Raw genomic sequence first — 15,963 nt, 5'->3', positions numbered from 1 at the left:
GCGGCCAGGCGGGCCCAGCGGTGGACCCGCAGGGCGAGCGTGTCAGGCGCCATGCCGGTGTTGATCCGCCGCGGCCATAGCCAGGGCTATGACCGCGACGAATCGCCTTGGCCTGACGCCTGACACGCTCGCTGAAGCCACAGCCACACCGCACGGACCACTGACTCCAGGGCCTTGTGGACACGCGCTGAAATACAACGAACTTGCCAAACAGGACACTAGCGCTCGACGGATACCGTCGGCGGTCCTGCGGTAACATTGCGCTGTGAATGATGCTTCGGATAAATGGGATCAACTCCTCGTCACCGGTGGTGGTCTGCTCGGTGATGTCGAGGATGCCGACGAAGACTGGTCCGGGCAGACGCTGGGTGCTTTTGAGCTGCTGGAACGGATCGGGGTCGGCGGCATGTCCAGCGTTTATCGTGCTCGGCGGACGGATCAGTTCGAGCAGCAGGTCGCCGTCAAGGTGATGAGTGCGGCGCTCGTCGGTGACGCTCACCGGCAGCGATTTCTCCGAGAGCGCCAGATCCTGGCTGACCTGGACCATCCGGGCATCGCCCGCATTATCGACGGCGGGGTGTTTGGCGAGCGGCCGTATCTGGTGATGGAGCTCGTGGCCGGCCAGGCGATCGATCACTATTGCGACACCCACCAGCCGGCGTTGGCTCTGCGCATCAAGCTGCTAGCCAAGGTGTCCTCAGCGGTGGAGCACGCACACCAGCTCGGGGTTGTTCATCAGGACCTCAAGCCGGGAAACGTCCTGATCAACGAGGCCGCGGAGCCGAAGCTGCTGGACTTCGGCATCTCAGGCATCGCTGACGCCGAGGACGAGGGTGAACATCTTCTAACGCCCCTCTACGCAGCGCCCGAGCAGTTTGCTCAAACGACTGTCACTCCGGCAACCGACGTTTTCCAGCTGGGCATACTCACCGCTCGTGTGCTGACGGGCCGCCATCCGCTGGTCGCGCGTAGCGAGGCGAGGCTGGATGAGGTTCGGCGCCAGATGGCGAGTCCGAGGCTGGCGGCCGATTTGGTGGACGGTCTGCCGAGCCGGGTCCGGGCTGACCTGATGCATATCCTCACCCGGTGTCTAAACGTTGAGCCTAAGCAACGCTACGCCTCGGCCGACGAGCTGGGTTTGGACCTGGAGGCCCTGGCCGAGGGTGAGATGCTGCCGAGTCGAGCGACCGAAACGGGTTACCGCCTGAAAAAGGTCGCGGAACGGCGACGCATGGAGCTCAGCGCGGCGGCTGCGATCATCGTTGTGGCGCTGGTGGCCGGCGGCCTGGTCTGGCGCCAGATCGAGGAACAGCAGGCAGAGGTCAAGCAGAGAGGCCAGGATGCGGCCGCTCTGGGTGAGGTGGTCACCGAAATCCTCGAAAATATGGACCCCCTCGAACAAGGCGGCTCCGACCCGCTGAACGACGTTATCTCCAGCGGCAACTTTGAAAAGCTGGCCAGCGCCACCCGTAGCTCGCCTGCGCTACAGCGTGACATGGTGATTCAGAGTGGACGGGCGCTGCTGGACGCGGGCGAATTCAAACAGGTGATTCGGCTGGTCGAGCCGCTGGTCAACGAGCTGGCCGTCCTGCCTGAGCCTCCCTCTCGCTATGCTGAGTTCCTGAGCCTGCTGGGTTACGCGCGCTATCGCGACGGCAACCTGGGTGCCGGGCTTGAGGAGCTCAAGGCCGCCCTGACGCAGCTTGAGCAGGAAGACGATGTGCCACCGGAGGTGCTCGCCCTCACCCTCCAGCGGCTGGCGCTAGCCGAGCGGCGGGCGGCCAACATCGACGTGGCCCGCGATCATATGGCCCGCGCGCTGTCGCTGCTGCCGGCAACCGCAGCGCACGCCCGCCAGCGGGCGCAGGCCTACAGCCAGCAGGGCTTGATCCTGACGGACAGCGGCAAGCTGCAGGAGGCGGTCGAGGCGTTCGATCGTTCGCTGAATGCGCTTGGGGACCTGGAAGGTGATAACGCCGTTCGACGGGCGATGACCCTGAGCAACCTGGCGGACACGCTGCGCCTTTCCGGCAAGCTTGGCGAGGGCGAAAAGCATGCCCGTAGCGCGGTGGAGCTGCTCCGGACCGGCAGCGATAACCCGCAGCTGCTGGCCACCGCCAGCACCACGCTGGGCAACGTGCTCATGGCCAGAGAGTCGTTCACCGATGCTGGTGAACAGTACCGAACCGCTTTGGTCGCCTATCAGAACGATCTCGGGGAATTGCACCCGAGAGTCGCGCTGGTGGCGCACAATCTCGCAACCGCGCTGCGGCTGTCCGGCGACTGCAGCGCGGCGCTTGAGTACTACGACCTCTCGATCTCGATCGGGAGTTCACACTACCCGACCGATCACCCGGAGCTCCGGGAGAGCCGCCGTCAGCGGGCATTGTGCGGTCCGTGACCGATCGGCCGACAGCGGAGATCACCCAGCTGCTTTTTGCCAGCCGCGGCGGAGACGCCGACGCGATGGAAGCGCTGCTCGGGATGGTCTACGCGGACCTGAGGCGCCTGGCTGGTCGTCAGCTGCGGGGCGAGCGCTCGGAGCAAACTTTGAGCGCCACGGCCTTGGTGCACGAGGCTTACCTGCGCCTGATGAACAGTGCGGAAGGTGACTTCAACGACCGGCAGCATTTCTTTCGGCTGATCGCCCGGGCGATGCGCCGGATCTGCGTCGATCGAGCACGGGAACGGCTTGCTCTCAAGCGCCAGGGGTCGGAACACCGCACGACCTGGGACGACGACAAGCTCAGCGGTCAGGAGCAGGCGGGCATGCTGCTCGAGCTGGAGGACGCGCTTGAGGTACTGCGGGCCGAAAACGAAAGCCTCGTCCAGCTCGTGGAGTGCCGGTTTTTTGCCGGGCTGACCGAAGACGAGACGGCGGAGGCGTTGGGCTGCTCCAGGAGTACCGTCCAGCGCGACTGGACCCGGGCGAAAAAGCTGCTCAAAGAGATCTTAGTCTCCTGACGCCGAAGGTTTTCTGGCTATTTTCCCTGGACCCTGGCGTGGTAATGTCGGCCCCCAAGATGTGAACAACTGTACGGGCGGTTGGGGTCGCCGGTAGCGGTTGGGTCATAATTCTGCTGCCGCTGGTTGGGTTACGGGGCACGGGGACACACAGCTCAGGGAGACAAACACCACATGCTGCAAAGGATTTGGCTGCTGGGGGCGTTGCTTTGGACGTTGCCCGGCTACGGTCAGGTGTTGTCGATTGCCGGTGGGCCTCCCGCCGACCCGTTTATCAACGAAGAGTTCTGCTATACCCAGACGCTCAGCAATACGGGCGGTGCAACGGGTTTTGGTCCCTACCTGCAGCTGAGCCTGCCGCCGGGCATCAACTTCAATTCGGCTGAGGTCACCCCGCTGGGTGTCGCCGCCACGGTTGTTCCTTTCGACGGCGCGGGCAACGCCACCGACCCCATCATCAATCAGCCGATCAGCGGCCCCCCCGATGGCACCTTTGTGGCCATCGTTCCGCCGGTGGGATCCCTGACGGCAGGTGGGCCGGCCATCTCGCTCACCATTTGTCTCCAAAGCGACGATCCGGCCGGTTCGCCGAACGCGGTGGTTGGACAGAGTTATCCGATTACGAGCACCCCGGTCTTTCGCTTTGGCGATTCGGCGACGGGGACCACGCCCATCATCGGCGCGCCTCAGACCGACGTCAGCACGCTGACCGTCGCCCGCTTTGCCAGCAAAGCCAGCGATTTTCTCGAGGCGGAGCCACCCCCAGGTTTTCCGTTTGTTTTTGTTCTAACCGTGGATATCGCTGACGGGCAGTCGCTCACCAATCTGGATCTCGACGATCCGCTGCCCGCGCCGCTGATCATCGCGGACAGCAACGGCGGTGTTGCTCAGGTGGGCGGCGGGTCCGGCCTTACCAACGCTGACTGCGCCGTGACTCAGCCGGCGATCGGCAGCGGCGGGACCGTGACCGTCGACTGTGCGGGCCCGATTATCGGCACCGCGGCCGGGGACGACGTGACCGTCACCATCCCGGTGGTGATTCCGGACGTGCTGGACGAGACCATGTGCATGGACCTTCCCATTCCGGCCAACACCGCCAGCCTGCTGGCCGACTACCTCGGTAACCCGATCTTTTCGCCGGCCGCGACGCAGAGTGACGACTCGCTGGTGGCCAAACACTTTTCGGTGCAAAAGGCTGCGAGCCCCGGCACCATTGCGCCCGGTCAGACGGTCAGCTACACCATCAACTACCAGGTTTCCGACTTTGCTGAACTGACCGAGCTGGTGCTGGTGGACTCCGTGCCCGACGGACTGACGCTCGATACCGGCTCGCTGGTGCTGAACGGTGTGGGGCTGACCAGCGGCGCCGATTTTCTGGTCACCACGCAGACCGGTGTCAACGGCACCGAAACGGTCATCACGCTGGATTTTGCCAGTCTGACCGTGCCGCTGCTGCCTTTGACGGGGGATCAGGGCGCCGGTTCCGGCACCACCGGGTCGCTGACATACACCGCGCAGGTGGAGCAGACTTACGTATCTCGTTTCGGTTCGACGCCGGGTACGCCCGTGCCGCTTCGGATTGGTGACGGCCTGCCAAATAACGTCGACACCACCTATTCGGTGCAGTCACCCGGCGGCGGTCCTGCGGTGCCTGGCTGCGCCGAGGGTTCGGCGGCCGGCGTCAGCGTCGCCGGGCTGGATCTCACCAAGCAGGTCGTCAGCACCCCGGCCAACGGGGTGAGCTACCAGGTGGGAGAAGACGTCGTCTATCGCCTCACGATGACGCTGAACGCGGCGGATATCGTCAACCTGGTCTGGACCGACTTCTGGCCGATACCCATCTTTGATGCGGAGCAGTACGGCGTGAATCCGACGGTCAACGGCACCACGATCGCGTACGGCCCCAATCACACGCTGGTCAACGGCGGCGGTACCCCGATCGGCGTCGGCAGCATTACCGCCGACTCTGGTGGGGGCACGGTGCCGTCTCCCGATGCCCCTAACTCCTGGGTGATCACCTGGGACGAGGTGTCTGAACCGGTCGCGCCCGTTGTGCTGGAGCTGGATATCGCGATGACGGTACAGCCTTCAGCGTTTGCTGACGGGTTGAGCCTCAGCAACATTCTTAACGTTGACGGCGACGGCAACCAGGCGTCCGCAACCGCCGATACGGGTGCGCTGTTTGTTGTCGGGGCGCCCGCCCTCACGCTCGACAAACAGATTATTGCCAGCAGCAACGCCGCCTCCCAGGGCACGATTGCCGGTGGGGACATCAGCAGCGCTGACGCGGGTGACGTGCTCACCTACCTGATCACGCTCGAAAACACCGGCAGCGGCAGCGCCTTCGACGTCACCGCCACCGACGACAGCGCCGGTGGTACGCTCCAGTCGTGCGCGATCACCGACGACGGTCAGCCGCGGGTGGTGATCGACAACGGCAGCACGGCCGGCACCATCGACGGGGGCGATACACGCTACGTCAACTTCACCGGCGACCTCTTCGGCGCTGGCATTACCTTCGATGACGACGGCACCAACACCGCGTCTAACGCCGGGGCGGCCCTCGCGCCGGCCAGCGACCCCAACGGCAACAGCCGAATTTTGATCGAAGTGAGCTGTACGCTGCCCGACAGCGTGGAGCCCGGCAGCACGTTGACCAACGAAAGCGGCGTGACGTGGGCACCGGGTGACGGGTCCGGCGACCGATTCCCCGAGGTCACCGACGATGCCGCGGCGTCGATCACCGACGTTGCGGTCAGCAAGCAGCTCGTCAACGTGAGCCCCACCGAGGCCGCCCTGGGGCTGGATGGTGACGGAACGGAGAACGAGGTGGTGGTCGGTTCCCTGGTCCGCTATCGAACAACGGTGACGCTGCCGGAAGGCACCTCCAGCAATATCATCCTTCGGGACATCCTTGATGGTGGCCTGGCGTTTGCCGACTGCACGTCTGTCAATCTCGGCGGTGCCAGCGTAACGCCGGGCAACGGCGTGGCGCTGGATGCGACCTGCAGCAACATCGGTAACGTCAGCGCGGCGGCGAGTAACCCGTTCATCACCAGCAACGGCGGCAACGCCCGGGACGTGGCCCGGCGGGCCGACTTTGATTTCGGCACGGTGGTGGTGCCCAGCAGCAGCGGCGCCGGCAGCATCGATATTGTGATCGATTACGAGGTGCTGGTCCTCAACGCCACCAACGTCAACAACGGCAACGGCCGTAACAACAGCGCCCAGTGGCGCCAGGGTGGTTCGACGCTCGCCAGCGACAGCGCGGCCAACGTGACCGTGCGCGAGCCGGCCATATCGATGGCCAAGACCTTCAGTCCAACCACCGGCGACTCCGGGCAGGTGACCCAGGTTGTCATCACCGTGGCGGTGACCGGCGGCGCCAACCGGCCTGACGCGTTCGACGTCGAGCTGAGCGACGCCATCCCGCCGTTCCTAACGCTGGTGACCGGCCCGACCCTGCAAGCCTGCGGCGATACGCCCGAGGTGGGGCCGACGGAAAACGCGGGCGTCATCAGCGCGAGCTGGGACACCTTTACCAAGGGGCAGAGCTGTCAGATTGTGTTTGACGTGGAGGTCGACGCAGCCACGCCCATCGGCACCAATATTCAAAACGTGGCCAGCAGCGAGTGGACCTCGCTGCCTGGCGATAACCTTGACCTGTCGCCGTTCATCGACGAGTTTGATTCCGAGCGCACCGGCGCCGCGGGTATCGGTGACGGGCAGGGCGGCGCGGACGACTACGACGCGCAGGCCACCGCGGTATTTACCGTAGCGCCGGTGATGGCTACCAAAGCAGTTGCGGACCGAACCGAGACGCCCGGCGATACCGCCTTTGATCCGGGTACGCCGGACGTCACGATCGGTGAAGTCATCACCTATGACCTGACGGTTACGATACCTGACGGCTCGGCCAGCAACGTCGTGGTCAGCGACGAGCTGCCCATCGCCCCGACGGTGTTGGAGCTGCTCTCGGTCTCGGCCGTCACCATCGGCGCAGAGATTACCGTCGACAACGATCCGCCCCTGGTCACCATCAATGACACCAACTCAGACGGACTGAACAATCAGCTGCTGCTGGACTTTGGCAACCTGGTGAATGCCAACGACACGCTGGGAACGGTTGCGGCGGACAACCAGATCAGTTTCCAGGTCCGGGCCCGGGTGGCCGACATCGTCGGCAACGCGGTCACCGGACTGCCTGTGCGCAACAATTTGGTCGTCTCCTCCGATACCTTCGCCGACGTCACCGCATCGGCGGACGTTGAGCTGGTGGAGCCTTCGCTGACCCTGGCGAAGAGCGGCTCGGCGACTTCGGGTGATGCCGGTGACGTCATCACCTTCACGCTGGATGTTGGCCATGCCGGCACGTCCGGCGCCGCGGCGGTAGACGTTCTTTTGGCAGACCAGCTGCCGCCAGAACTGACCTACTTGCCGGGCACACTCGTCGCGGCCGGCGCGCCGGCAGGTCAATCCTGCAGCCTGGCGCCGGACCTACTGGACGACAGTGATCCCACCGGCCTGGGCCTGCGTATCGGCGTTGATCGCCTGCCGCTGCCGGACGTCTGCCGCTTCACCTATCAGGCCGAGATCAACGTGGCGGCAGCCCTCGGCGACATGGTGATGAACGTGGCCAGCCTGACCTATTTCAGCACCGATGCGCTGGACGCTGACGAAGACCGCCGCAGCTACGATGACCAGGCGCAGTTTGTGGTGGACATCTCCGGCCCCGGTCTCGAAAAGCAGTTCGTTTCGTCCAGCGACGGCAACACGCCAGACGCAGACGGCTTTCTTGGCCCCGAGCCCGACCTGACGATCGGCGAGGAGGTCACCTACCGGGTGCTGCTGGACCTGCCCAACGGGACGCTCGAAGACGCGGTGGTCAGCGATCAGCTCCCGTTCCCCGGCAACCTGCCGGCTGCATCCTTTGAGCTGGTGTCGGCCACCCTGACTCGCATTGGGGCTGACATCACGGTCGGCAGCGGTCTGACCGTCGGGGCAGCGCCCGACCTGTTGACCGACGGCCCGCCGCTGGACGGCAGCGTCGACTTTTTCCTGTGGGACCTCGGGGACGTGGTGAACGCGACCACCGACGCCAACCTGCCCGCGGATGATCAGATCGAATTCACCGTGGTGGCGCGGGTGCGTAACCTGCCCACCAATCCGGATACGGACAACGCGCGCAACCAGGCGAGCCTCGACTTTCAGATCGGCGGCGCGCCGCAGCCGCCCCTGACCGACTCGGTTGACGTGGATCTGGTTCAGCCGCTGCTGCAGATCGACAAGACGCCGGATACGCTCGTTGAGGTCAGCGGCAGCGACACGCTGACGTTTACGCTTGAAATCTCGCATCGCGGCGAATCGAAGGCGGTCGCCTATGACCTGGATATCGATGACCAGCTGCCCGATCCGCTGGGTTCGGGTCTGCCGACCAATTTCAGCGCTTCCCCCGAATGCCAGGGTTTTGTTGCCGACGGCAGCGGTGATCCAGCGGTGGTCTTCACCATCACCCAGCTGGTTCTGGGTGATGTCTGCACCATCTCCTACGAGGTCACCGTCGACCCCGCCGTGGTGTCGGGCGACAGCTATCGCAACGACGCAACGCTGCAGTGGGACTCAACGCCGGGCGGTACGGGTGACGACAATGGCGGTGGCACCGATGCGGATACCGGCCAGTTTACGGTCGCGCAGCCCAGCATCGAGAAGCAGGTGTTTTCGACCAGCAATCCTGACACCGGCCAAGACGCTTTTGATCCATTCCTGGTTGACGTCACCATCGGGGAGGAGGTCTGCTACCACAGCACCGTGACCTTCCCAGAGGGGCTGACCCAGCAGGTGGTGATCAGCGACACGGTACCGTCGGGCAGCGCCAACGGCGCCAGCGGCGTGCTGCGAATCACCAGCGCCAACGTCTTTGCCTCGGGCATGCTCGGGGTGACCAACGGGTTCGACGCTGTGATCACCGATGATCTGGCGCCCGCCGGTGAAGATACCGCCACTTTCAATCTTGGTGACGTGATCAATCCGACCACGGACAACGTGGTCACCCCAGAGGATCAGCTCACCGTTCAGGTCTGCGGCGTGGTCGTCAATCTCGGCCCCAGCTCGCCGGCGGATCCGGACAGCAACGAGGCGGGTGACGTTCTGACCAATACCGCGACGCTGCAGTTTGAGGGGCCCACCGGTACGGTCATCGATTCCGCTACGGCGGACGTGGACGTGGTGTCTCCGGAGCTGGCGGTGGACAAGTCGCTGGCCGGCGTTGATCAGCTGGTGGCAACCCTGCAGTTCGACGTCAGCAATACCGGCAGCGCGCCGGCTTACGACCTGCAGCTCGACGACGTGTTCAGCGGCGCAAGCTGGGATCTGGCGACCCTCGTCATCGATACGATTCCTGCTGGCTTCACCGGCCAGGTGCTGACCGACACGCCGGCTGCCGGGCAGTCGACGGTTCGGATTGTCAGCGATCCTGTGGGCAGCACGCCGGAGACCTCGCTGGAAGTGGGCGAGACGCTGTCGTTTACGGTTCGAGTGATGTTCGCTGACCCGCTGCCGCCATTGCCGGTGGTGAACGTTGCCACGGTCAGCGGCACCAGCATGCCGGACGCACCCGACGAGGATCGCACGGATACCGCCAGCGACACAGAGAATCTATCGCTGCCGGAGCTCGCCGCCAGCAAGAGCGGCGCGCTGTTCAACGATCAGGACGGCTCCGGCGACATCTCGCCCGGGGACGTCCTCGAATACACGATCGTCATTACCAACAGCGGCGGGCTTGCGGCCACCGGCGTGGTGTTCGAAGACACGCCGGATAGCAATACGACGCTGGTCGCCGGGTCGGTAGCGACAAGCGCCGGCGTTGTCATCGACGGCAATGCCGGCGTGCCGCCTGTGGTCGTGGCGGTGGGTGCAATTGCCGGCAGCGGGGGCGCTGCAACGGTCACTTACCGCGTGACGGTGAATGCGCCGCTGGCTTCCGGGGTGAGCCAGCTGGTTAACCAGGGCCTGGTGTCCAGCAATGAGATCCCCGACGTGCTGACCGACGATCCGGGTCCGCCGGGACCCGACGATCCCACCGCGCTGCCGGTAAACGCCGATCCGGTGCTGGCGAGCACCAAGGCGGACTCGCTGCTGATCGATGCAGACGCGACCGGCACACCGTCGCCGGGCGACACGCTGCGCTACACGGTGCAGATCACCAACACCGGCAACGGTGAAGCCACCGGCGTTCAGTTCACCGATACGCCCGACGCCAATACAACGCTGGTGCCTGGATCGGTCACCACCTCAGCCGGCGCGGTGCTTGGCGGAAACGCGGGCACGCCGCCGGTGTTGGTCGAGGTAGGAGCGATACCCGGCAGTGGCGGAACGGTTACGATCACCTTTGACGTGCTGGTAGACAACCCGCTGGCTGACGGGGTGACGGAAGTTGCGAACCAGGGACGGGTCACCTCCAACGAGCTGCCGCCCGATCTCACGGACGATCCGGACACAGCGCCCGACGATGATCCCACCGTGACGCCGCTGATCGCTGAACCGATCATTGAGGCCTTCAAGAGTGCGAGCCTGCTTGTCGACGCCGATTTCGACGGCCTGCCGTCGCCGGGCGACACGCTGCGCTACGTGGTTCGGGTTGACAACAGCGGCAACCAGGACGCATCGGGCGTGATGTTTGTGGACACGCCGGACCCCAATACGACGCTGGTGCCGGGTTCGGTGACCACGAGCCAGGGCATCATCACCGACGGAAACGCCGGCCTGCCGCCAGTGGTCGTGGATATCGGGATCCTCGCGGGGCAGGGCGGCAGCGTCGGCATCAGCTTCGACGTCACGATCAACAGCCCGCTGCCGGCCGGCGTGACGCAGCTGGTGAACCAGGGGCGCGTTGACTCTAACGAACTGCCGTCTGAGCCGACCGACGATCCGGACACGGCGCCGGATGACGACCCCAACATCACGCCGCTGCTCGCAGCGCCGGTGCTCGACAGCACCAAGCTCGATACGCTGGTCGGTGACAACGACGGTGACGGCGTGCCGTCCCCCGGCGACGTGCTGGCCTATACGGTCACCATCCGCAACAGCGGCAACCAGGCGGCGAGCGGCGTGCTGTTCACCGACACGCCGGATGCCAACACCATGCTGGTGCCGGGGAGCGTCAGCACCACGCGCGGCGTGGTAACCGGCGGCAACGCCGGTGTGGCACCGGTCACCGTGGCCGTGGGCAACCTGCCGGGCAACGGCGGGCTGGCGGTCATCAGCTTCGAGGTTCTCGTGGCTAACCCGCTGCCGGCAGGCGTCACCCGAGTGGCCAACCAGGGTCTGGTAAGCAGCAACGAAACGCCGACCAACCCAACGGACGATCCGGATACGCCGGACGGTGACGATCCCACGGAAACCCCGCTGACGGCGGTTCCGGTGATCGAGGCAGACAAGTCTGATCAGCTCCTCAACGACGCTGACGGTGACGGCCTGGCCTCGCCGGGTGACACCATCCGCTACACCGTCAACATCATCAACTCCGGCAACTCGGCGGCCACCGGCGTGGTGTTCAACGACACGCCCGATGCCAACAGCACGCTGGTCGTCGGTTCCGTAGCGGTTGCGCCGCTTGGCACGGTGCTGCTCGGCAACACGGCGGGCGACACCACCATCAGGGTGGACATCACCACGCTGCCCGGGGGTGGCGCGAGTCGCTCGATCAGCTATGACGTGCTCGTGAACGATCCGCTCGCCGCCGGCGTGACCCGGCTGCGCAATCAGGGGGTGGTGAGCAGCAACGAGGTGCCCGACGAGCCGACGGATGATCCTGATGTGCCGGACGACGACGAACCTACGGACGTGCCGCTGACGGCCACCCCAGTGCTCAGCGCCAGCAAGCGCGACACGCTGCTGGTCGATGCAGACGGCAACGGTACACCTTCACCCGGCGATACGCTGCTGTACCAGATCGTCATCGTCAACAGCGGCAATCAGGCCGCCACCACAACGTTTGTGAATGACAACTTGGATCCGAACGTTGGGCTGGTTGTCGGCTCGGTGGCCACCACCCGAGGGTCGGTGGTTCAGGGCAACAGCGCGGGTGACGTTAACGTGCAGGTGGATGTCGGCGTTATCCCCGGCGGCGGTGAGACCGCAGAAATCGCTTTTGAGGTGGTGATCGATAATCCGCTGCCTGCCGGGGTGACCCAGGTGGACAACCAAGCGGTGATCACCAGCGCTGAGCTGCCGCCGCTCGATACGGACGACCCGGACACGCCGCCGGACGATGATCCGACCACAACGCCCGTCACCTCTGACCCGCAGCTGGAGGCGTTCAAGCGTGACGCGCTGCGGCTCGATAACGACGGTGACGGGCTCCCGTCACCCGGGGACGTGCTCCGGTATACGGTCCTGGTTCAAAACGCCGGCAATGTGGGGCTGACCAATCTGACCTTTGAGGACACGCCGGATGTGAACACCACGCTGGTTGTGGGCAGTGTTGTTACGACACTGGGCACCGTACTCAGCGGCAACACCGCCGGAGACAGCGCGGTCACCGTTGCCGTCGGCGATCTGGCTGGCGGCGGTGAGGTAACGCTGACGTTTGACGTCACGATCAACAGCCCGCTCCCGGCGGGCGTAACGCAGGTGGTCAACCAGGGCTTTGTCAGCAGCGACCAGCTTCCGGATGAGCCGACGGATGACCCGGACCTCGGGCCGGAAGATGACCCAACGCCGACACCGGTCGCCGTGACGCCGATCGTCGAGCTGGATAAATCGGCCGCGGTGCTGATCGATGCGGACGCTGACGGTCTTCCCTCCCCCGGTGACACGCTCAGCTACACCCTGACGGCCGTCAATATCGGTAACGCGGCCGCCACCGGAGTGGTGATCACGGATACGCCCGACCCGAACGGTCAGTTTGTCGCCGGCAGCGTGATCGCCTCGGTGGGAGTCGTTACGCTAGGCAACACGCCGGGTGACACCTCGATAGCGGTGGACGTGGGGACGCTGCCGGGTGGTGGTGCCAGCGTGACCGTGGGTTACCAGGTGCAGGTCCCAAGCCCGCTGCAAGCCGGCGTTTCACAACTGGTGAATCAGGCTTTTGTAACCGCTGACGGGCTGCCGGCCGAACCGTCGAACGACCTCGACGGCCCGCCGGATGATGATGAAACCGTGGTGCCGCTGAACGCCGCACCTCAGCTGGAGGCGTTTAAGAGCGACTCTCTGCTGCTTGACGCCGACGGCGACGGCGTCGCCTCGCCGGGTGACACGCTCCGCTACCGAATCACCATCAGCAACGGCGGGAACGCTGGCGCTACCGGCGTGGTGCTGAGCGATCAGCCTGATCCCAACACGACCCTGGTGAGTGGCAGCGTGACGACCAGCGCCGGTGCGGTGACCTTGGGTAACGGTGCGGCAGACCAGGCGGTGGAGGTTGCCATCGGCGCCATCGCCGGCGGCGGCAGCGCCGTGGTCACGTTCGATGTGACCATCAACAATCCACTGCCCGCCGGCGTGACCGTGCTGAGCAACCAGGGAACGGTCAGCTCCGACCAGCAGCCGATCGAACGGACCGATGATCCGGATCGCCCCGACGATGACGACCCGACCACAACGCCGGTCACGGCCGCGCCGGTGCTCGAAGCCAGCAAGGCGGTTGCGCTGCAGCTCGACGCGGATGGTAATGGGCAGGTCAGCCCGGGTGACACGCTGCTGTACATCGTGGTGATCGATAACCTCGGTAACGGCGCCGCAACGGGTGTGAGCTATACCGATATACCTGATCCGAACTCCACGCTCGTCAACGGCAGCGTGGTTGCGGGGCAGGGAACGGTGCTGCTCGGCAACGGTCCGGGTGACACCACGATCAGCGTGGAAGTCGGGACCATCAGCGGGGGCGCCAGCGTTGCGCTGAGCTATCAGACGCTGGTGGCCAATCCGATCCCGGCGGGCGTTTCCGAGCTGGTAAACCAGGGTCTGGTGAACAGCAACGAGCTGCCGACAGAACCGACGGACGACCCGGACGATCCTCAGGACGATGACGAAACCGAAGTGCCCCTGACCGCCGCGCCGGACCTGGAGGTGATCAAAACCGACGTGCTGCGCACCGATACCGACGGCAGCGGCACGCCCTCGCCCGGAGACGTGTTGACGTATCTGGTGACCGTCAACAACAACGGCAACCAGGCGGCGGTCAGCAGCTTCCTGAACGACAACCTCGATCCGAACGTAACGCTGGTGGTTGGTTCGGTCCAGCTGTCACAGGGGACGGTGACCCAGGGCAATACCGCAGGCGATCGGGACGTAGCGGCGGACTTTGGCGACATCGCGGGCGGCAACAGCGTGACGCTGTCCTTCGACGTCACGATCAACAACCCGCTGCCGGCCGGCGTCACGGAAGTGACAAACCAGGCGGTGGTGTTCAGCACCAACGCACCTGTTGAACCGTCGGACGACCCCGACACGCCTGACGATGATGACGAGACCGAAACGCCGATCGACGCCAGCCCAAGGATCGAGGCGAGCAAGACCGACTTGCTGACTAATGACGCGGACGGCAACGGCGTAGCGTCCCCTGGTGACACCCTGACCTACGTGATCACTATCCTGAACGCCGGTAACGTGGCGGCGGCCGGGCTGCAGTTCACCGACGTCCCAGATGCCAACACGACGCTGGTCGTGGGCTCCGTCGCCAGCACGATCGGCGCGGTTGTGCGGGGCAATGCGCCCGCCGACAGCGATGTGCTGGTCACGATCGGCACGCTGGCCGGCGGGGCATCATTGACGGTTACCTTCGACGTCACGATCAACGACCCGGTCACCAACAATGCGACACAGGTGTTTAACCAGGGACTGGTCAGCGGTAATGGTCTGCCTGACGAGCCCACGGATGATCCCGACACGCCGGTCGACGACGACCCAACCGGAACCCCGATCGACGCTGACCCGATCCTGGAGCTGAGCAAGGCGGTTATCAATACGTTTGACGAGGACGCCGATGGCTTCATTTCCGGCGGAGACCGGGTGGACTACCTGCTCACGATTCAGAACGTGGGCAACGGCACTGCCAACAATCTGCGTCTGACCGATACCCCCGACAGCAACGGGCTGCTGATCAACGGTTCCGTACAGACCAGCAGCGGCACGGTGGTGGCCGGCAACGGTGCCGGCGAGCTCAGCGTTGAGGTCACCATCGCGGCGCTCGCTGCCGGCGGGGAGGTCACCATCGCGTACCAAGTTCGGGTCAACGACCCGCTGCCGCTGGACGTCGTGTCGCTCATCAACCAGGCGCTGCTGACTTCCGATGAGACGGGCCCGGTGGACTCCGACGATCCGGACACTCCGGACAATGACGATCCAACGGAAGTGCCGCTCGGTGGGGCGGGTCTAGCGGAGATTGGCCTCGCCAAAGAGCTCGCCGGCGTGCAGCTGTCCACCCAGGGGAACGGACTGCCGGGCGGCAGCGCGCTTGTGTCCTATCGATTCCGGCTGGAAAACTCCGGCCAGGTGCAGCTTGATGGCGTGCAGGTGGTGGATGACCTGACGCTGACCTATCCCGCGCCAGCAAGCTTTGAGGTCAGCGACATCCAGTCTCCGACCCTGAGCGTGAACATGGCCTATGACGGGGCAGCCGACACCAATATGCTTCTCGGCACAGATTCACTGGCGATCGGCGAGCTGGGCGTCATCGAGCTGAGCGTGCTGGTATTCTCCCGCACCACCAGTCCGCCGTATTTCAACAGCGCAACGGCCAGCGGCAATGGCGGTGGGCGCGACGTCACCGACGTTTCGCAGGATGGCGTAGACCCGGACCCGGACGGAAACGGCCCCGACGATGACTCCGATCCAACGGTTGTCATCTTCGATCTTAACCCGCTGCCGGTACCGGTTACGGGTGCTGCGGGACTGCTGGTGCTGAGCCTCCTGCTGCTCTGGTTTGGCCTGTTTCGCCTGCGCGGAGAGGCGCGACCAGGTCGCTTCAACCCCCGTAGGCATTAGCGCTATCATGGCGGG

3 protein-coding genes are annotated in these 15,963 nt (G+C 64.9%); all 3 read left to right on the top strand.

Going from position 1 to position 15,963, the window contains the following annotated elements; genetic code table 11:
- The first annotated feature begins 265 nt into the window (after window positions 1–265).
- The 3 genes from AAF358_25270 to AAF358_25260 all read left to right on the top strand — a co-directional run bounded on the left by AAF358_25270 (window position 266) and on the right by AAF358_25260 (window position 15,948).
- Window positions 266–2,401 carry a serine/threonine-protein kinase gene (locus AAF358_25270; GenBank protein MEM7708884.1) on the top strand — a complete coding sequence of 712 codons (2,136 nt, stop codon included), beginning with the start codon at window positions 266–268 and terminating at the stop codon, window positions 2,399–2,401.
- A complete protein-coding gene (locus AAF358_25265; GenBank protein MEM7708883.1) occupies window positions 2,398–2,964 on the top strand; it encodes an ECF-type sigma factor in 567 nt (188 codons plus the stop codon). The genes AAF358_25270 and AAF358_25265 overlap by 4 nt, the downstream gene beginning before the upstream one ends.
- A 174-nt stretch (window positions 2,965–3,138) precedes the next feature.
- A complete protein-coding gene (locus AAF358_25260) occupies window positions 3,139–15,948 on the top strand; it encodes a hypothetical protein (GenBank protein MEM7708882.1) in 12,810 nt (4,269 codons plus the stop codon).
- Window positions 15,949–15,963 lie beyond the last annotated feature (15 nt).

This window comes from Pseudomonadota bacterium (assembly GCA_039033415.1).
In the GTDB taxonomy this organism is placed as follows: domain Bacteria; phylum Pseudomonadota; class Gammaproteobacteria; order Xanthomonadales; family SZUA-38; genus JANQOZ01.
Note: the sequence above shows the minus strand (reverse complement) of the source record. Positions and strands in the feature narration are given on the sequence as shown.

Bases quoted from the DNA above. Each gene is read 5' to 3' on its own strand.
- AAF358_25260 (MEM7708882.1), top strand. From the start codon at position 3,139: ATGCTGCAAAGGATTTGGCTGCTGGGGGCGTTGCTTTGGACGTTGCCC.